The following is a 19,811-nucleotide window of genomic DNA, read 5'->3' on the forward strand; positions in this document are numbered from 1 at the left end:
ATTCTTCGGAATGCTTTTTTGTTTTTAGGATTTAAGTAATTTGTTACCAATCTATCATCAAACAATCAGAATTACATGAAATACGCTTCTTTAGTGTTGATAGGAAGCCTGTTGGCTGCTTCCTGCCAGCAGCGCGCCAGTCACAGCAGTCCACAGGCCTCGCGGGATTCCCTCCACCAGCTTGCGGCCCGTTACTATGAAGGGAATATGGCGCTCCAGCCTGTGCAGGCTACTTTAAACGGTGAAAACAAGTACAATGACCAACTGCCGGTAGATATCGGCCAGCCCTACCGTCACCGGGCCGACTCTTTTTATGCCTCTTACCAGGAGGCCCTTAAAAAGATAGATACCTCCAGCTTATCTAATAATGATCGTATCACCTATGCCATGTTGCAGCGGGAACTGTCGCTCAACCGGGAAGTGCTTACTTATCATGAATACCTGATGCCGGTACAGCAGTTCACCTGCCTGCCCATCCTCATGGCCCAGCTGGGTTCCGGCGCTTCCGCCCAGCCTTTCAAAAACAAAAAGGATTACGAGAACTTCATGCACCGCATGGAAGGTTTTTCTGCATGGGCAGATACCGCTATCTCCAATATGCGCCAGGGTATTGCCACCGGTTATGTATTGCCGGAAAAGCTGGTGATCAAAACGCTTCCCCAGCTGCAAGACCTGTCTAAAAAAGACAGTACCAACGTTTTCTTCGCACCACTCAAAACGCTGCCTGATTCGCTGGATGCAACCGCCAAACAACAGCTTGCCAGCGAATACAATGCTGCCATCGAAAAATTTATCCTGCCGGCTTACAGCAGGCTGTACAAATTCATGCAGGAAGAATATCTGCCCAAAGCCCGCAAAACAAGCGGTATCGATGGTATCCCTGATGGCAAAAAATATTATGACTATCTCGTAAGATCCTGGACTTCAACCAATAAAACACCTGAAGAGATCTATGCGCTGGGTGAAAGTGAAGTGGCCCGCATCCGCGGAGAGATGGAAGCCATCAAAAACAGCACCGGCTTCAAAGGAGACCTGTCCGCATTTTTCACTTTTGTACGCAACGACAAAAAGTTGCGCATCTTCAAAACACCCGCTGCTGTACTCGATTCTTTCAAAGCGATCGAAAACAAAATCATGCCCGGTGTCAGAAAAATGTATGGTCATCTTCCCAAATCCAAATTTGAAATCAAACAAACAGAGGCCTACCGCGCTGCTTCAGCCTCTGCAGAATATCAGCCCGGCAGCCCTGATGGTTCCCGTCCGGGTACTTTTTATGTGCCTATCCTCAATGCGGCCGATTTCTCTTATACAGGCATGGAATGCCTCTTCCTGCATGAGGCCATTCCAGGACACCATTTCCAGTTCTCCCTGCAACAGGAAAATGACTCCCTGCCTCAGTTCCGCCGCTTCGCCTGGGTGGGCGCTTTCGGTGAAGGTTACGCCCTCTACTGCGAAAGCCTCGGTAAAGAACTGGGCTTGTACACCGATCCTTATATGTACTTCGGACGCCTTACCGACGAAATACACCGCGCCATTCGTTTAGTCGTTGACGTTGGTATACACCGCAAAGGCTGGACCCGTGAGCAAGCTATCAAATACATGATGGACAACGAACCGGTATCCGAACACGAAGCCACCGCCGAAATAGAACGCTACATGGCCATCCCGGCACAAGCCCTGTCCTATAAGATCGGTGAGATTAAAATCAGAGAGTTGCGGGAGAAATACACCAAAGCCCTTGGTGATAAATTCAGTCTGCCTGCTTTCCACGACGAGCTGTTGAAAGATGGTTGTATACCGTTGTCCGTGCTCGAAGAAAAAATGGCGAGATTTTACGGATCTAAATGATAAGATTTTCAAGCAGTTGCTACTGAAAAAACTGGTTAAAACCGGGCTGCGTAGTGCAGCCCGGTTTTTTAATGTCCGGTTTGTAGCATTATTCAGGATTAAATTCCCCGGGCTTCATATGGTTACAGTGCATGATCAGCCGGCTTAAGCATTGATATGTATAAGCCGGTTTTATTTCCTTAGTATTTATATAAACAGTATTTTATTTCCATAGTATTTTCTTCAGTATCCATCTTTTATCCACATTTTCCTTCCTGATGTTCCCTTCATCAAAATTTTACACAAACCATAAAATTTTCTTGTTATTTTTCACTCTGCAACCGATTGCTAAAAACATTTTATTCAACTGGAGAGATCCGTTATGAAAAGAAGAGACTTTATAAAAACCGGTTCCCTGGCTGGTATAGGAGCGGGGCTAACTATTCTCAATTTCCCGGTATTTGGGAAAAACGCACCCAGCAACAAGCTGGTGCTGGGCGTCATGGGTGTTAACTCCCGCGGGAACTGGCTGGCACAGGTAGCAGCCAAACTGCCGGGCGCTGAAATAGGCTATATCTGTGATGTAGAAGACGGCGCCATTCAAAAGGGGCTGAAAGCCGTTGCCGGTGCCCAGGAACGGAAACCGACCGTTATAAAGGATATCCGCAAACTGCTGGAACAGAAAGATTTTGATGCACTCATCGTGGCGGCACCTGACCACTGGCACGCCCCAGCCGCCATTATGGCCACCGCTGCCGGCAAACACGTGTATGTGGAAAAACCATGTGCCCATAATCCGCATGAAGGTGAGCTGCTGGTTGCCGCTGCAAAAAAATACAACCGCCTGGTGCAAATGGGCAACCAGCGCCGCTCCTGGCCCAACCTGCAACAAGCCATCAAAGAAGTAAAGGAACAAGGTATCATTGGTAAAGTACATTATGGGCGCGGCTGGTATGTCAACGACCGCCAACCTATCGGTATCGGTAAAAAAATTCCTGTGCCTGGTACGCTCGACTGGGATCTCTGGCAAGGTCCTGCACCCCGCAGAGACTACCTGGACAATATCGTACACTACAACTGGCATTGGCGCTGGCACTGGGGCACCTCCGAAACCTGTAACAACGCTACCCACGAACTCGACTGCCTGCGCTGGTTTATGGACCTGGAATTCCCTACTAAAGTTACTTCCGCCGGTGGCCGTTATGCCCACCCGAAAGATGACTGGGAAACACCAGATACACAAACCCTCAATTTCGAATTTGAAGGCAACAAAGCCATCACCTGGGAAGGCCGCAGCTGCGATCCTTTCACACTGGAAGGCAGTGGCCGCGGATTCGCCATCTTCGGTGAAAACGGCAGCCTTTACAACTCCGGCGGCGACAGCTACAAAATAGTAGACAATAAAAACAAAGTGGTGAAAGAGGTGAAACAAGCCGCTAATCCTGACCAGAGCGTGACCAACACCGTAAGCCCGGCAGGAGAATTTTATGATGCCGTGCATATCAATAACTTCCTGGAAAGCATCCGCGGAAAAGCGACGCTCAATTCAGAAATCAATATCGGTTACCGCAGTACACTCCTGTGCCTGCTCGGCAACATCGCTCAGCGTACCGGCCGCATACTGCATACCGACCCCGCTAATGGCCGCATCCTCAACGATAAGGAAGCCATGAAACTGTGGGAAAGAGAATATGAAAAAGGCTGGGCTCCTAAAATATAATTAGTGATTCGCCTCCGTTTTGGGAAGCAGGTATTTTGCAATATCGAAACTGGGCGGAGGCGGATCTTCTATATAAGCACTTTCAATCGCATCCCGGGAAGGGTATAGCTTGAAGCCCTTCTGCCAGATCGGTTTGGACCGGTCTTCCTCTTCCAGGCCAGGCACCACTTCCAGCTTCAACTTATGAAATACGGCTGCCAGACAGTTTTCCAGCCGGGGAGCATTCAGCTCCGCCAACCCTATCTGCCAGTTGTAATGCTCCGATTCATCCTGCACTACCGGCACCCAGATGGTTTTAGCAGTCGATATCTTAAAACTCCTCTCTGTCAGGCGCAACTCTGCTACCTGTACCAGGTCTTTTTGAATCACATCTTCACCATTCGGCAACTTTACGATTCCATAACCGTATATGCCCAACTTCTGCTTGATCACCCGAGACCGCACCCACTGCCGGATTTCAGACACAATATGATCAATGTCCATACTAGAAAACTCGAACTTCTTTGACTTGTTCAGATTGGTGGGAATCAATAACTGCGCCCCATGCAGCACTTCCAGTATACGGTGAATATCCTCAAAAACCTGTTCACTCGGAACGCCTATGGTATTGTAATCTTCGTAGATATGCTGGTTATGGTCCCGGTACATCCATTGCAAGGTATAATCAGCATTGGGAAAATCCACTTTCTTTATCATATGACAATTTAACTGCTATTCGTTAGCGATATGAAAATAACGAATATTCACTTCATTAGCTTTATAGACTAGCAATAAATATAATATATTGTTATCTCCCATAACTTATAGTTATCACCATTATTAATTTCCTGCCCCTATTTTTGGACTACCTGTAATTGAGATAAACCAACCACACCAACCATTAGTTGCACGTTTCCCGGAGGGATGAATGAATGGAATATTTACAACAATCCAACTACCTGTCAATACTGGTGATAGGTATAGTTGTCGGCTATTTATCGGGCCTGCTGGGCAAAGGCGGCAGTGCTATCAGTACCCCTGCGCTGCAGATTTTTGCAGGCGTCAATCCTTTTTTTGCACTGGCATCTCCACTGCCGGCATCTATTTCCAGCACACTCTCTGCCACAGCGGTATATACCAAAGAAAAGCTGTTTAATAAAAGAGTGGTATTACTGGGGGCTTTATTTGGCGTGCCCGCCACTATCGCGGGTTCCTGGATGAGCAGTTTTCTGCAGGGAAAAACATTGATGATACTGACTGCTTTGTTTATTATGTCTTTAGGCTCTTCTTTGCTGTATTCCTATCTGCGCAACAAAGGCACTTCTGTGGAAACACCGCTGAACAGTAATGATATAAAGGCCTCCCAGGTAATGGGCGCTGCTTTGTGTATCGGTTTTTTGGCAGGCCTGCTGGCCAATGCAGGCGGTATCCTGTTCAGCACCTTTTTTATCAGGCGTCTGAAGATGCCCATCAAACAGGCACTTGCCTGCGCGGTGATGCTTTCAGCGATATTGTCGGTGCCGGGTGCCATTACACACTGGTGCCTCGGGCATATTGACTGGAACATCGCGCTGCTGTTGTCTTTAACAGCTTTCCCGGCTTCTTACCTCGGCGCTAAAACGGCAGTAAAAATGAAAACACCCCTGCTGGAAAAAATCTTCGCGCTAACACTAGTGCTTTTCGGATTGTACGATATTGTATATACGCTGTGGGTTTAGTGATTCAGGCGTCCACTCTCCGCTGTTTCTGAATTGCCTCCTGCTCGTAGGGAGGCAGGCTTTCAAGGATCAGGTCGTAGGCATTGTGCAGGAAATGCTCCAGTTCTACTGAAGGCATCAGATCTTCCTGCTTCACCTGTACCCAATGATAACGCGCGAGATGCGGTGCCGGCACAATACCCGGTTTGGCTATCAGCTGATGATACTGACTGGGCGTACATTTGAAGGATACACGATGGGGCGGGTCAAGAGAGAGCATGCAGAATAATTTCTCCCCCACAAAAAAACGCAGTTCATTATCCCACTTCTTTTCTGTGGTCACAGCCGGTAAAGACCGGCAAAAATCAAGGGTATTGTCAAACATAGCAGCAAGTTTAAAACATCGTTTACATTACCGTCTTTGAACGGGTTACCTCAAAATCTACCACAAACAAACATATTGAAATATGCTACATATGTGGAATATGCGTTTGCTGTAAATAGTAATTGAAACTGCTTTATAAAAATAACGAATTAAGCGGAGAAAAAAACAGCCTGAAACCGCTCAATAACGATGAATTAACCTGATTTTAATATCTGTAAAAAATGCTGGCAGGACACCAAATCAGCGAGCTGTGCCCATGGAGATTATCTGCCCCCAATACCAGCATACCGGCCCTGGTGGTATGAATCCGGTCACGGTTATACGATTCCAGGAAAAACAATCTCCTGTGCTGCCAGCCTTTCGGAGAGCAGCAACAAGCCGATGAGGGCGCAAACCAATTTATACATGGGAGACGGTTTATTCACCCGTCAGCTGATTCCATATCACGTCGTATACGTCGATGGCCTGCAACTGCTTTTGCGCCAGTGACGTTTTGCTGATCACCACTGCATGATTGGCAGGGTTTTCTTCCAGACGGCCGTGTGAACCCTTGATGAGCGTAGCATCCAGCGGGATTACATTCATGAGGTAACGGAAGCCCAGTTTTTTCTTCAGCAGTTTGGCTGCAGCTTTCAGTTTGATCAGTGGATCTGCAGGATTCATAAACATTTCCACCGGATCATATCCCGGTTTGCGATGGATATCCACAATGCGCGCAAAATCGGGTGCTTTGTTATCGTCCAACCAGTAGTAGTAGGTAAACCAGCTGTTGGCATCGGCTACCAGTACCAGATCGCCGCTGCGTTCATGATTCAGGTGGTGTTCTCTTTTGCCTTCCCGGTCGAGCACCATTTGTACACCGGGTACTTTTTCCAACAGCTCCCTTACTCTTCTGAAGCAGGATGGATCGTTGAAATAGATATGCGCCAGCTGGTGGTCAGATACTGCAAATACTTTGGACGCACCGGGATCGAGCAGCTCAAGGCCTCTCTCCACACGTATAGCCAGCAGGCCTTCCTCACGCAGGACACGGTTGATATGTACCGGATTATTGACATTGGTGATACCGTATTCAGACAATACGATCGGGTCGCAGCCTTTCTGCTGATAGTAGGTAATCAACTGCTGGCATACAGCATCAATTTCCTTCAGCTCTTTGGCAATACCAGCGGGATCCTGCCCGAATTTCTGCAGACAGTAATCGAGGTGCGGGAGGTATATCAGTGTTAAAGTAGGATCGTATCGTTTGTCTGTCAATATCGAAGCGTCTGCAATCCACTGCGACGATTTGATATTGGCAGTAGGGCCCCAGTAATTGAACAGCGGGAATGGTCCCAGTTCCTGGGTAAGATAATCCCGCAGTGTATCGGGTGTTGTATAACAGTCCGGTATTTTGCGGCCGTCTGAAAGATAATTGGGACGGGGTGTCAGGGAGTAGTCCACGTTGGCGTACATATTGTACCACCAGCACATCTGAGCACAAGTAAAGGAAGGATCCAGGTGCTTAGCCTTATCCCAGATTTTCGGGCCTTCCACCAGTTTGTTGGATTGTTTCCAGAATTTGATTTCGCAATCGGTACGGTCATACCAGCCGTTACCTACAATACCGTGTTCACTTGGCCATTCGCCTGTAAGATAGGTGCTTTGTACCGCAGTGGTTACTGCCGGTAACATCGGTGATACGGTTGCCATATGCCGCTGCTGCGCATAACCTTTCAGAAATGGCATATGCTCCAGCAAAGAGGCGGATAGCCCAACAACATCCAATACAACTGTCTTTCTCATAGATATGATCAACGTTTCATTTTCCGATATAAAGCTATATAATTCAAATACGAATTACAAATTACGAATTACGAATGATGAATGAAATGATACATCTCATTCGTAATTCGTAATTTGTAATTCGTGTTTGACCCAGTTCAGTTCCCTTGACACAGACACCGCCATTTCTTCCTTAAGCCCCGATGGCAGTACATCCCAGGTATAGGTTTCTACTTCCAAATGGGCGGTAAATGGTTGTTGCCGCTGTAATGCCAGCACCCTGACAATCTCTTCGCGGGTGGATTGCAACACTTCAAAACGATCGATAAAGATAGGCACATGAAAGTGGGAGCGCCACTCGGCAACAGCCGTGTTGGCGGCATCTTCCAGTGCCTGCGGCAGATCCGGGTAATGTATCAGACTGCCATCCTTTTTTTTGCCGATCACCTGATGCAGGTACACCTGTTCATTGAACTGACGAAAAGCGTTGATAACGGCATTACGTTGATCCGTTTCCGTTGGCAGGTCTGCTTTCAGGGCAGCACTGATCTGTATTTTGCCTACACGGAGACCATGAGTCTGCAGCTGCTTCAGCACCTGTTCCGGTTCTTCATATTCCAGTGCAAAATGGCAAACATCATAACAGAGCTGCACATGTCTTTTGATAATATCAGCAGCCTCCTCTTCATCGACACCCAGTTTGTCTTTAATAAAGCAGATACCAGCGGGCAACAGCGATGTTGTATACCAGTTGATATACTCCCGGGTGTTCTCCAACAGTCCGTCGGGCTCCGGTTCCACATCGAGGTGCATGAGGGGTCCGCCGCCATGGTGGATACGGGCCAGCTGTTCCACCACGAGCAACATATTCAGTGTGGCACTTTCGGTGAAAGCGTTTTTTTCTTCCTCACAGCGGTTGCACCAGAACTTATAAGAGAGCGGAGAGGTAGAGATGCCGCCTTCCATTCCTTCCGGTAAAAGGGCTGCCAGCAGGCGAAACAGCCTGATGATGTAGGCTACACGGTCGGCCTGTGTCCAATCGGGTGCATGTACCTGATCTTTCACCACTACATCATGAAAGCCACCGTAGGGGAAACCGTTCATCGTAAATACGTAACAGTTTTCCTGTTGCAGCCAGGCTTTAAAGGCGTTCAGGTTTTCCTCTTTGGCTAGTTCCAGGCTGGCCGTATTGGCCAGCCGCAGCCCTATACCAAAGGGCTGGCCGGGAGCTACCTGTTGTTTGACTTGAGGAATATATTTTTTGAGTTGGGCGAAATGGTCTTCCCATTTTTCACCAGGATGTATATTAGTGCAATAAGTCAGGTGTCCGTATGCTGTTTGCATTACTGTAAATTTTTGCAGATGTCTGCTGCTTTGTACAGCAGGTCCAGGTCAATGTGATGCACTTCTGCGCCTTTACCGATGGCTTTCAGCAGGGAGATGGTCAGCTGGCCACCCAGGTGTTCGCGGAATTCTTCCAGTCCTGCGATCACGGGAGATGGTTTGCCATCCTGCTTTTCCAGAAGCGGATGCCATACCGGCAGCTGCATCTGTTTGAGAACGCTGACGATACGGTGCATATCCGATTCACTGATCCAACCTAACAGGCAGGAATACACGCTGTCGATTGCGATACCGATGGATACGGCTTCTCCATGGCGCAAAGCGAAGTTAGTCAGTTGTTCCAGTTTATGTGCACTCCAGTGCCCGAAGTCGAGTGGACGGGCGGAGCCGCTTTCGAAGGGATCGCCGCCACCGCCAATATGCGCCATATGCAGGTCTGCGCAGCGATAGATCAGCTCTTCCATACCAGGCATATCACCGGCGGTAAGCGCCGCCGCTCTTTGTTCCATCCATTCGAAGAAAGCAGCATCCCTGATGAGGGCTACCTTTACCGCTTCCACCATGCCGGAGCGCCAGTCGCGGCCATCCAGGGTGGTGAGGAAAGTGCTGTCATTAAATACTGCCGCCGGTGGTGCAAAAGAACCCAGGAAGTTTTTCTTGCCTTTGTAGTTGACACCATTTTTCACCCCTACACCGGAATCATTTTGTGACAGCACGGTAGTAGGGATACGGATATGTTTTACTCCACGGTGGGAGATAGCGGCTGCAAACCCTACCAGATCGAGCAGGGAACCGCCGCCGACGCCGATTACATAGGAATGGCGGTCTATCCCGTAGCGGTCGATGGCATCTACCAGTGAGAAAAGCAGGGGCAGGTCATTCTTTACACTTTCCCCGCCGGCGATGGTAATGATTTCAGGCGCCAGCTGAAAGCCTCGCACCTGGCCCAGATAACGGCTGATCTGTTCCGCAAGACCGGGATGGCTGGCCGCCACACCTCCGTCGAGGATGACCAGCAGTTTCTTTTGAAAGGCGGTACTAGCTTTGGATTCCAGGAAAGCTGACAAGCAGGTATTGGCAGGATCAAATAAATGTCTGGAAAAAAATACCCCGAAAGAAAAGTTAACGTCAAATTGTTGTTGAATATACTCCATGGCTTAGTTCCGCATACATCAATCTAAAAAAATTCAATAGCCATTAAATGTACATATAAAAATGCGATATTTTTATAAAGAATAAGGCTCCGTTCACGGAGCCTTTTTTGGGGTTCTACCTGTTTGTTGTTATCGGTATGCAATTGACAAATGGTTCATTACTCTTTGCAAAGAAACCAGGTTTTATACGGTTATTCCACGGTACAAACCATTATTTAAATAATTACGTAGTTCTACCTGGTAGTTACTTTTTGCCGCAAGCCCTTATCTATCAGGCATTATATTATCTGCCACCGAAAATACAGCCGGCAAGCCTTCCCGTTCGTCCTATTACCTGTTGCGTATTAAACAGGAATTGAAGATCTTTATCTTCCGCTGCAGATGGACTGTACTGCTATCTGTAAGTCATTGATTAATTGTTTGTTTAGATGAATATCCGGTAAATGTCCCCATGTTGTTAACCCTGTAACACGGCTGTTTTTCGTACTTCTCTTGTTGCATTACTACGTAAATTGTCACAAGCATCAAGCCTGGCCGGGAACATAGTGTTTTCTCTCCCAGACTCATTTTCAGGCATACCACCAGATATTGATCTGATTGAAAAAGAAGCTTATTGAGCAATGTTAAAAAGATTATTTTTTGTTTCCTGTTTGATCTCCGGACTTTGCTTTTCAGCACGGGCGTTTAACACGGCAGCACAAGACAGCCTATTTCGGGTACTGCAATACAAGAAGGCCGATACCAGCCGGGTAAGTACCCTGTTTGCCTATGCTATGAGTTATCTGCCGGACAGTTTACAGAAGGCGGACCAGATTTTCCACGAAGCGTTGCATCTCAGCCGTCAGCTGCATTATGATAAGGGCGTGGCGGATTTCGCCTGTTATTACATGTATATCCAGGATATGCGTGGACAATACCGGGAATCATTGTTTATGGTAGACAAGGCCGTCGGTATATACGCAGCCCTGAAAGACACGGTGAACCTGATGCGGGCCCTTAGTTTCAGCGGCAATGAACATCATTTGCTGGGTAATCTCCCTGCCGCCGCCGGTCGTTACCTGGAAGCGCTCAAACTGGCCGATACCATGCGGGACAGCCTTTTTTCAGGGATGATGAACAACAACCTGGCATCCCTTTTTGTGATCCTGAAAGACTTCCGCAAAGGTTTCCGATATGCTGAAAAGGCTTACCACAACGGTCTTACGGCAGGCAACAAACGACGTACCTCTGCCGCCCTGATCACGATGGGCACCTGTATGGTGTCGCTGCACCGCTATGAGGAAGGGGAACAATATTACCGGCAGGCCATCAACACAGGCCGGGAGCTGGAAGACAGTGCCTACGTGCTCAACGCACAGCTCAATCTGGGCAATCTCTACTTTGAACAAGGGAACCGGGAAAAAGCCTACCAGCAATACTCCCAGGCGCTGGAGCTATCGGACAAATACCCCAAACCCGAGCTGCTCACCTATGTGTACCTGGGCTACGGACGGGAGTTGTTCAACCTCAACAGATTTAGCGAAGCATTCGCTTATGTAGAAAAAGCCATTACCATGGCTCAGGAATACGATGCTACCAATGAACTGCGCTGGGCTTATCTGGTAGCTTCCAATCTGAAAGCCACCATGGGCGATTATAAGCAGGCATTTCTCCTGCGGGAGAAGTTTGAAATGCTGAATGATTCCCTTACGGGTGATGCGGCCCGCAATAATGTGGCATTACTGGAAATGCAGTACCAGTCTGAGAAAAAAGACCGTGAGCTCACCGAAAAACAACTGCAGCTCACCCGCAAGGACCTCCAGCTGCAACATAAAAATATGTGGCTATTGTTCTTCCTGATATCCGCAATCCTGCTGGTGGTATTCGCCTTTTTGGTATGGCAACGGCTGAAGCACCGCCACAAACTGCAGCAACAGCAATTACAGACCATGGAAGTGGAAAAAACAGTACAGGTGCTGGAAGCGATGATACAGGGTGAAGAGAGAGAACGTACCCGCTTGTCGAAAGATCTGCACGATGGCGTAGGCGGATTGTTGTCTGCCGTTAAAATGCACTTTGCAGCTGTAAAGCATGACCGTACCGCCTTACAAACAGACAAAGGTTTCCTGCATGCGATGGGCATGCTGGACGATGCCATAGGGGAAGTACGTAAAACCGCGCACAACCTGATGCCCGAGCTGCTGGCCGGAATGGGGCTGGCGGAAGCGGTCCGTTTTTATTGCCGCAACGTGAGCCATTCCCGGCACCTGACCATCTCCTGTTATGTACCGGATGATATAGGACGTTTCAATGCCAATTTCGAACTGTCTGTTTATCGTATTGTACAGGAACTGGTCAACAATATTATCAAACATTCACAGGCTACAGAAGCCTTTGTACAGCTTACCCGGCACGGGCAGTTGCTCACCATCACCGTTGAAGACAACGGGATAGGCTTCCAGACCCACCCCGGCCTTCAAACCGGTATGGGCCTCAACAGCCTGCAATCCAGGATAAAAGCATTAAACGGTAATATGGAAATAGACGCATCCCACGGACATGGTACTACCGCCTATATAGAATTTGATATCGCGATTATGCAACTCATGGAAGTCTGATTTCCATATCAATTATTTTTTATGAAGATTAAGTTAGCCATCACAGACGACCACCTGCTGGTCATTAATGGATTAAAAGCCATGCTGGCGCCCTATCCACACATAGAAATAGTATACGAAAGCAATGCCGCCACCGCGCTGATGGGGGCGTTACCGGCCAGCCAGCCGGATGTGTTGCTACTGGATATACAAATGCCGGATATCGATGGACTGGAATTGTGTAAACTAGTCCGGAAAAATTATCCGGAGATAAAAATCATTGCGCTCACCAATTTCATGGAATCGCATTATATCAAGCAAATGCTACGCAACGGCGCCAGCGGCTACCTGCTTAAAAACACCGACCAGCACATGCTGGTAGCAGCCATAGAACAGGTATATGCCGGAGAGCAGTTTCTTGATGCCAGCATCAAACAGCAACTGTTACACGAAATGATCACCGGGCAGAAATCCACCGGCTACGACATTCCGCTTACCCGTCGTGAAAAAGAAATACTGAAGCTGATTGCAGAAGAATATTCCAATCAGCAGATCGCCGATATGTTGTCTATCAGCCTGCGTACAGTAGAAACGCACCGACTTAACCTCACGCAGAAACTGGCTGTAAAAAATACAGCCGGACTGGTAAAGGAAGCCATCAAAAGAGGACTGATAGACTAATTACGAGTTAGGAACTGATTAGTTTATGTAATGGCGAAAATTTTTCCCAGTCCCATTGATATTGGCAATAACAGCAACACTGACAGTGCATAACCGATAGCATCAAAAGCCGCCACCCAGGCGGCATTCATGACTATCAGTGCTACAATGCCGGCCTTTACTGCCTTTCCGATGTTGGGCCCGGAAGGATCCTTAAATGCCTTGTATAAAGGTTTCATGATCATCCAGGCAAAGAGCAGCAGGAAAGGCAATGCTTTCAGGAGATGGTGATTATAGGCTGCCAACCCTCCGATGGTGAGTAGCACGATACCATAACAAACCGCCGTGATGCGGGTGCTGGTGCTGGTACCGCCATATACTTCTCCCCGGCTGATGTTGGTGACAGCAGCGATATACAACACCGGTACCAGGCCTATCCACCACCATGTTTCCACAGCGCCGGGCACAATACTGATACCCAACAGGAGGTTGAGGCCACGGCAAAGTCCCATGTTTACAGGACCGAGGAAACTATGATGTTTTCCCCATTTGTCGTATATCAGCGCTGAGGCGCCGGTGGCGATGGCCAGCCAGCCTGCAATGCCGTGGAAACCGCCCACTGAAAAGGCAGCCAGTATTCCTACCAACAGCAGATAACAGCCGAGGATAATCGCTTGTATGCGTGTGATAACACCACTGGGGATGGGCCTTTCGGGCCGCTCTATCTTATCCAGATCTGTATCAAAAATATCATTGAACACAACACCGCCTCCATATAGTCCGGCAGTGGCCAGACACAGGCATACCACCGGGAGCGTCTGATCCAGTGTCAGGGAGGAAAAGGTTGCATTCAGAAAATAGCCGGAAATGGCAACCCCTGCCAGAATATCGGCAATAGCCGTAATAATATTGGCTGGGCGCATCAGGCGCAGGTATCCAATTACTTTGCTAACAATATAACTCACCGATTAAACAGGTTTTCATGGTTCATTGCCAGCAGTAACGAAACTGCCAGGCCTTTACCGGATGATGGTCGTATTTTTATTGATTCTGGGCTGCTGACCTCCACGTAAAACGGTGCTTCCATTAAATCTTTCACTTTGATCTATATTTCCGGCCAACTCAAAATCCGATTCATTGATTTGTCCGCTTTGCGCAAATGCTTTTACAGCGTTCATGTAAGTTACCGAATGAATGTCATTCAAGTCAATACCACTTTCGTGCATTAAAGCAGCTGTTTTAGGTACCGCAAGAGGGTCGCTGATACCCCAATCGGCAGCTGAGTTGACCATAATCCTTTCGCTGCCGTATTGTTTCACAACAGCGACCATTCTTTCATTACCCATTTTAGTAAACGGATAGATGGTGAAAGCTGCCCAGAAACCGCGGTCGAGCACTTCCTTCACCGTTTCCTCGTTGTTATGATCTACGATCACCATATGAGGAGGCAGGCCATGTTCGATGGCGATGTCCATGCTGCGCTGTGTTCCTTTTTTCTTATCGCGGTGAGGCGTGTGGATCTGTACGGGCAAACCTGCTTCCTTAGCCAGTTCCAGCTGTGCACGATAATATTTTTCTTCCAGTGCTGTCTGGTCATCAAAGCCTATTTCACCAACACCCACCACTCCTTCTTTGTAGATAAACTGTGGCAGTATTTCCATGACGGCTTCCGCCAGTTTTTCGTTGTTGGCTTCTTTTGAATTAAGGCCGATAGTGCAGTAGTGTTTGATACCGAACTGAGACGCGCGGAAACGTTCCCAGCCGAGGAGGCTGTTGAAATAATCGCGGAAGGTATCAACGCCGGTGCGTGGCTGACCGAGCCAGAAGGCGGGTTCGATGAGTGCTACGATGCCGGCATCAGCCATAGCCTGATAGTCGTCGGTAGTACGGGATGTCATATGCACATGCGGATCGAAGAAACGCATGCCTTTGATTTTATCCAGATAAGCCGGTGTATAGGAAAGCGGTTGCAGATCTTTTTCAGTGAGTTCGTGGATACCACACATAATTTTCAGGTTTAGTTACTGGGATAATTTTGTGGCGATGACGTCCCAGGTGAGGGCGCCATCCTGTATTTCGGTTGCCAGGGTCAAATTGGAGGCCAGCAGCTGCTGAGCAGGCAGATAATCAGAACCGGCACATACCAGTGCGGCGGCGGCTTTTTCTGTCTGATCAGCGGAATGCCATACACGGGTGATATCTGGCAGATTTTCGTTGTTGATAAAAGGCGTGAGCAGTCGCCATTGCATAGGATCAACTTTTCTGCCGGCGGCCCATCTTTCGTGGGCGAAGTCGGTTAGAATAGCTGCCAGTGCAATGTTGCGGCGTTCATCCAGGCCGGAGATACGGTGCAGCGGTTTATCTGTGAAGATAGCCTTCATGACAAGCTGATTCCAGGCGGGTTCATCCAGGTATTTTGCCGGATAAGGATTATGCAACATGATAGCTTCCTGCACTATCCCGATGTTGGAGCGGATGCCTTCTGCTGTGCGGAGTTTCCACGCTTCCGGAAACGCCAGCAGCGGGAGTGCGCTGTATAATGCTGCCAGCTCGTTCATTTCGGCGGCGTTGAAGAGCTGTTCTACCGTATCAATATAAATCGTTTTAGTACTGATGTTCAGCTGCAGCAACCACCAGACTCTTACCAGCCTGTCTAACGTCCATCCATGTACGAAAAATCCCGGCACGTCCTGTTGTAACACAGCTGCCTGTTCGGATGTTACGGAAATAATATTTTTTCCGGTGAATCTGGGAATAGCGGTAAAGGTTTGGTTAAACTGCGGTATGGATGCGGCTTTCTGCAGACGCTGCTGCAACCACTCCCTGGCTGTGTTACTGCTATTGCTGGCAATAATGGCTTCAAGCCCGTTGCTCATTTTCTGCTGGTCGTATACATATTCCGCCACTGAAAATCCTATTTAAAAAATGAGAATGCTTATTTTCTGATTAAAAGTAAACAGGATTGACCATATTTTCTGATTAAGGAGGCTAATATTTGATAGGTGGTAATAAAAATAAAAGAGAGGCATTGCTGCCTCTCCTTCCGCCATTCTAAAACCTGATTATGCATCAGGATATCTTTCTATCATTGCGCCTCAGCGGAAAGCGCCCTGAAAATATCTTTGGGTGATAATGGCTGAATTAAAAGAACAAAAGTACATTCCTTCAGGAACAATAGAATGCATTATTTCTCTGAATGTGTGTGACCCGACATGTGTACCTGCTCGCAGAATAATTATCGGCAATATACATATTATTCTACTTCTTCTCCAAATAAACAAACGATTTTATCGTTAGTGTTTTTTATTTCTGTTTGTTCTCAAGCACCATAAACGGTTGATACTCCTTCCAGTTAGGCTTATAACCATCCAGTATATTAAATCCACGCCCATAGTTTCCTAGTACTATATCCAGGTCTCCATCTCCATCCATATCCTTCACATCCATACATATCCAGCGCCCTTCCTTTTCTATAGGAGGCGCATGAGGCGTGAAGTTCAGCTGATGGTCCTTTCCTTCGAACAAAATAAATTTTTCTGCAGGATTGTTTTTCATATCTGCAAAAAATGCAATTGTTGCAATATCTATTTTACCATCAAGATTAAAATCCGCTGCCACAGCCTTTGTACAGCCATTCACCGGATAAAACCAGGCCTGTCTGTACCTGTTTTTTCCTTCGTTGATATAGACATACAAACCATGATAAGGTTTAAGCACCATCGAAAAATCTGCATTATCACCGCAGGTATATAATATATCAAGCTTTCCATCCTGGTTAAAATCCACCAGCTGAAAACTGGTAGAACCGTTGAGGGGCGGGAATCTCAGCAGGTTAACAGATTTAAATCCACCTTTCCGGTCGTTCTCAAACAACCATATGCCTTCATCGGCAGCAGCAAAAAGTACCATTGCATCGAGCCATCCATCTCCATTAAAATCTCCAACTTCTGCATGAATAGCACCAGGCACTTCTGTGATGGTCTTCTGCTCGTATCTGTGATCTGGCAACTGTTTCAGCCAGTACAGTCCTCCCTGATTATGCCCAAATGCACATACCAACAAGTCAGTTAGGTTGTCCTTGTCAAAATCTGCCTGCACTGTTTGCACCGGCCGTTTCAGAAAAGGCATCAGATCTGTTTGTTTGCTCTGCGGATCATGGATGTTGAGGCTGCTTACAATACCAGCCGGTGCATCCAGGGCTTTCATATTTCCGATTTGAGTGATGATTGCAGGTGATGACTTTCCGCTATCGGTGGTATATAAGATGTCCACCACAGGGGAAGGCAAGCGCCAGGACCCTGTTTTACGCAGGGAACCATCCCAGGCATCAAGGGTACTCGTATAGGTATCGCTGGTAAAAATGCGGTGCCCTGCAGGATCAAAGGAAACCATCGTGGTACCCGCAACATTGGGAGAGTCCACTCCAACGGGGTATTGGGGCGCAAAGCCAAACCAGTCGTGCTGCAGCGGCACCGGCGGTTTGGCTGGTGTAAGCTGTGCAGGGGCGTTCTGCCCAAAATATGCCACCAGCGCTGTCCATTCCTTAAAAGATATGGGGCCCTGTTGTTCACCCGGACTAGCCGGATAGTACTGATCACCGGCCCATACTCTAATCCCCAATTTGGGCGCCATAGCGGGCAGCACGTGTTTGGTCCAGGTTTCCTTGTCCAGCATGGCCGGATCTACCACCAGGTGGCAACCCGTACAATATTTGTCGGCCAGCATTTTTCCCTGCTCTTTTGCTGACGGTGTAAAACAACTGCTGATGATCATAATACCTGAGAGGATAATAAAAAGTGTGGCAAGGACAAATGCTTTCATGGATTAGATTTTGGTATCCTAATATAATGAGAAAGGAGCAAAGACGCTAGCGGAGAATGATGATACCGCTTTCGTTTTTGCTCCTCTCTATCAAGTGAACAACTTACTAGAAGTTGTCATTTTGTTTTAACACCGGTTTTCCGTCTTTCAGCGTCAGGTCAATCTGACGTTGCGGAATGGGGAAGTATTCGTTTTTACCCTTGGTAAAGTGTCCGCCCTGAACATCCTGAGTAATCTGACCTTCAAAGGCGAAATAAGCATTCAGCACCTGATCGGCAATGCCCCATCTGGATAAGTCGAAGAAACGGTGTCCTTCCATCGCCAGTTCGAGTTTACGCTCAAAGCGGATTGCCTTGCGGGCAAAATCGACGTTGGGGAAAGCCGGATATTCTCCGATGCTATAATTGGAGATAGGTTTAGCGGGATCAAATCCGAGAATAGGTTTAGCGGGATCTTTGTAATCATGTACCCAGTTTTCCGGATGATCGATCATTCTGTGACGCACCTGATTCACCAGATCCTTGGCCCTTCCCAGGTCGCCGGTTTCTGCTGCACATTCTGCTGTCATCAGCAACACATCTGCGAAGCGGATCAGCAGTACATTGATAGCTGTGCCCGGAGCCCAGGAGTGGTCATCCAGATATTTGTCCTGGTTATAGTTCCAGTACACCATTTTTTTAGTGGCATAAGGACCTGCATATCGTTGTGAGTGATCACGAATCCAGTCGGAACCGGCAAAGTATCCCCAGTCGTGGTATGGAAGACCACGGCGGCCTACCGTCCAGTCAAGACGCGGATCTATCGGGTCTGTATCCGGGGAGAACGAATCCGCAGACCGGATACCCATGTCTGATTTTATCGGATGCTGGTTATAATCGTCCAGGTAAGGTAACCCGCTTCCATCTACCCGATAGGAGTTGACAAGATCAAAGGAGGGCTGATAGAAACCACAGCATTTAAAATTGCCGGGGAAGTTGAGCATATCGCCCATATTGGCGTTGGCGATGTTGTTGGTACCATCGTTTGCCGACATCTGAATAGCGAATACGGACTCCGAATTATTCTTTTTGGAAGCATCGAAGTTATCTTCAAAATTGGCTGTCAGTGCGTAAGGCAGGCCATTGGAGGTAACACCGTTGGTAATGGCATCATTAAACAGCTGCAGTGCTTCCGGATATTTTTTCTGATAGAGATAGGTTTTGGCCAGATAAACCTTTGCCGCCCATTTGTTGGCACGGGCCACCTGAGGCTGCGTTGGAGGCAGATTGTCCATCGCATACTTAAAATCTGCTTCGATATTAGGCCATATTTCTGCATCATTAGATACCAGCGGGTCGGCGGTAGCTTCTGTGACGTAGGGCACTTTTTTGAACATCTTTCTCAGCTCAAAATAATAATGCCCTCTGAGGAAGCGGGCTTCTGCCTGTACCTGTGTTCTTTCTGCATCAGACATATCTTTAGCCTGTGCCATCAGTTTCAGGGTATTATTACAGCGGGCCACGCCTTCAAATACCGCTTTCCATTTGGTGTTAAAGAAAGAGTTGCTGACATTGGGCTGGCTGATGGCAATTTCATTGATCGGTGTCTGGTCGGTACCCTCACTGCCTTTGTGAGCATCGCCACCTACCACGCTGCCATAGATCCAGTTGGTAGGCGAAGCCTCCCAGCCATTGCCACCACCACCCAGCGCGCCGGTAGGGTTTCCCTGTCCGTCGAGTGCTGCATAGGCGCCCACCAGGAGGTAGTTGACCCCATCCTTATTAGCCACGATCTCATTAGACAAACCACCATATGCCGGCTTGTCCAGAAAGCCTTTGGAGCATCCGCTGTTCAGGAGCGTCCCCGCGAGCAATATTGCACTTGTATATCGTAATATTTTCATTT

General features: G+C 47.9%; 15 protein-coding genes. 5 read left to right on the forward strand and 10 right to left on the reverse strand.

Features of this window, described 5'->3' with window-relative positions; translation table 11 throughout:
• Nucleotides 1-75 precede the first annotated feature (75 nt).
• Together DF182_RS09670 and DF182_RS09675 are read left to right on the forward strand one after the other, a co-directional pair.
• Entirely contained in the window at nucleotides 76-1,848 is a 1,773-nt protein-coding gene (locus DF182_RS09670) for a DUF885 domain-containing protein (protein ID WP_113615428.1), read from the forward strand.
• Nucleotides 1,849-2,209: 361 nt separating this feature from the next.
• Entirely contained in the window at nucleotides 2,210-3,547 is a 1,338-nt protein-coding gene (locus DF182_RS09675) for a Gfo/Idh/MocA family protein (RefSeq protein WP_113615429.1), read from the forward strand.
• Here DF182_RS09675 and DF182_RS09680 read toward each other — a convergent pair whose 3' ends face one another.
• Nucleotides 3,548-4,243: a hypothetical protein gene (locus tag DF182_RS09680; protein ID WP_113615430.1), complete on the reverse strand. Its 696-nt coding sequence runs from the start codon at nucleotides 4,241-4,243 to the stop codon at nucleotides 3,548-3,550.
• 215 nt (nucleotides 4,244-4,458) lie between these two features.
• Between DF182_RS09680 and DF182_RS09685 the strand changes: the two genes are divergently transcribed.
• Nucleotides 4,459-5,244, forward strand: a complete 786-nt coding sequence (locus DF182_RS09685; protein WP_113615431.1) for a sulfite exporter TauE/SafE family protein — start codon at nucleotides 4,459-4,461, stop codon at nucleotides 5,242-5,244.
• 4 nt (nucleotides 5,245-5,248) lie between these two features.
• Here the strand turns inward: DF182_RS09685 and DF182_RS09690 are convergent, their stop codons facing one another.
• From DF182_RS09690 to DF182_RS09705, 4 genes are all read right to left on the reverse strand, one after another.
• Nucleotides 5,249-5,608, reverse strand: a complete 360-nt coding sequence (locus tag DF182_RS09690) for an MmcQ/YjbR family DNA-binding protein (protein ID WP_113615432.1) — start codon at nucleotides 5,606-5,608, stop codon at nucleotides 5,249-5,251.
• 417 nt (nucleotides 5,609-6,025) lie between these two features.
• Complete coding sequence (locus DF182_RS09695; protein ID WP_113615433.1) at nucleotides 6,026-7,393, reverse strand: alkaline phosphatase family protein; 1,368 nt, start codon at nucleotides 7,391-7,393, stop codon at nucleotides 6,026-6,028.
• Between the two features lie 96 nt (nucleotides 7,394-7,489).
• Nucleotides 7,490-8,716: a metabolite traffic protein EboE gene (eboE, locus tag DF182_RS09700; RefSeq protein WP_113615434.1), complete on the reverse strand. Its 1,227-nt coding sequence runs from the start codon at nucleotides 8,714-8,716 to the stop codon at nucleotides 7,490-7,492.
• On the reverse strand, nucleotides 8,716-9,870 hold the full coding sequence (locus DF182_RS09705; protein ID WP_113615435.1) for a 3-dehydroquinate synthase: 1,155 nt from the start codon (nucleotides 9,868-9,870) through the stop codon (nucleotides 8,716-8,718). The genes eboE and DF182_RS09705 overlap by 1 nt, the downstream gene beginning before the upstream one ends.
• A gap of 620 nt (nucleotides 9,871-10,490) precedes the next feature.
• Here DF182_RS09705 and DF182_RS09715 point away from each other — a divergent pair.
• Both DF182_RS09715 and DF182_RS09720 read left to right on the forward strand, forming a co-directional pair.
• Nucleotides 10,491-12,467 carry an ATP-binding protein gene (locus DF182_RS09715; RefSeq protein ID WP_113615437.1) on the forward strand — a complete coding sequence of 659 codons (1,977 nt, stop codon included), beginning with the start codon at nucleotides 10,491-10,493 and terminating at the stop codon, nucleotides 12,465-12,467.
• Nucleotides 12,468-12,488: 21 nt separating this feature from the next.
• On the forward strand, nucleotides 12,489-13,127 hold the full coding sequence (locus DF182_RS09720; protein ID WP_113615438.1) for a response regulator: 639 nt from the start codon (nucleotides 12,489-12,491) through the stop codon (nucleotides 13,125-13,127).
• 23 nt (nucleotides 13,128-13,150) lie between these two features.
• Here the strand turns inward: DF182_RS09720 and eboC are convergent, their stop codons facing one another.
• The 5 genes from eboC to DF182_RS09745 all read right to left on the reverse strand — a co-directional run bounded on the left by eboC (nucleotide 13,151) and on the right by DF182_RS09745 (nucleotide 19,809).
• Nucleotides 13,151-14,071 (reverse strand): UbiA-like protein EboC, encoded by a 921-nt coding sequence (gene eboC / locus DF182_RS09725; RefSeq protein WP_245957397.1) that lies wholly within the window; start codon nucleotides 14,069-14,071, stop codon nucleotides 13,151-13,153.
• Between the two features lie 54 nt (nucleotides 14,072-14,125).
• Nucleotides 14,126-15,112, reverse strand: coding sequence for a TatD family hydrolase (locus DF182_RS09730; protein ID WP_113615440.1), 987 nt, complete (start codon nucleotides 15,110-15,112; stop codon nucleotides 14,126-14,128).
• A gap of 15 nt (nucleotides 15,113-15,127) precedes the next feature.
• Nucleotides 15,128-16,012 (reverse strand): EboA domain-containing protein, encoded by an 885-nt coding sequence (locus DF182_RS09735; RefSeq protein WP_245957398.1) that lies wholly within the window; start codon nucleotides 16,010-16,012, stop codon nucleotides 15,128-15,130.
• Between the two features lie 397 nt (nucleotides 16,013-16,409).
• On the reverse strand, nucleotides 16,410-17,927 hold the full coding sequence (locus tag DF182_RS09740) for an FG-GAP repeat domain-containing protein (RefSeq protein WP_113615441.1): 1,518 nt from the start codon (nucleotides 17,925-17,927) through the stop codon (nucleotides 16,410-16,412).
• A gap of 106 nt (nucleotides 17,928-18,033) precedes the next feature.
• A complete protein-coding gene (locus DF182_RS09745; RefSeq protein WP_113615442.1) occupies nucleotides 18,034-19,809 on the reverse strand; it encodes a RagB/SusD family nutrient uptake outer membrane protein in 1,776 nt (591 codons plus the stop codon).
• Between the last annotated feature and the right edge of the window lie 2 nt (nucleotides 19,810-19,811).

The sequence above is a fragment of the Chitinophaga flava genome (genome assembly GCF_003308995.1).
Classification (GTDB): Bacteria; Bacteroidota; Bacteroidia; order Chitinophagales; family Chitinophagaceae; genus Chitinophaga; species Chitinophaga flava.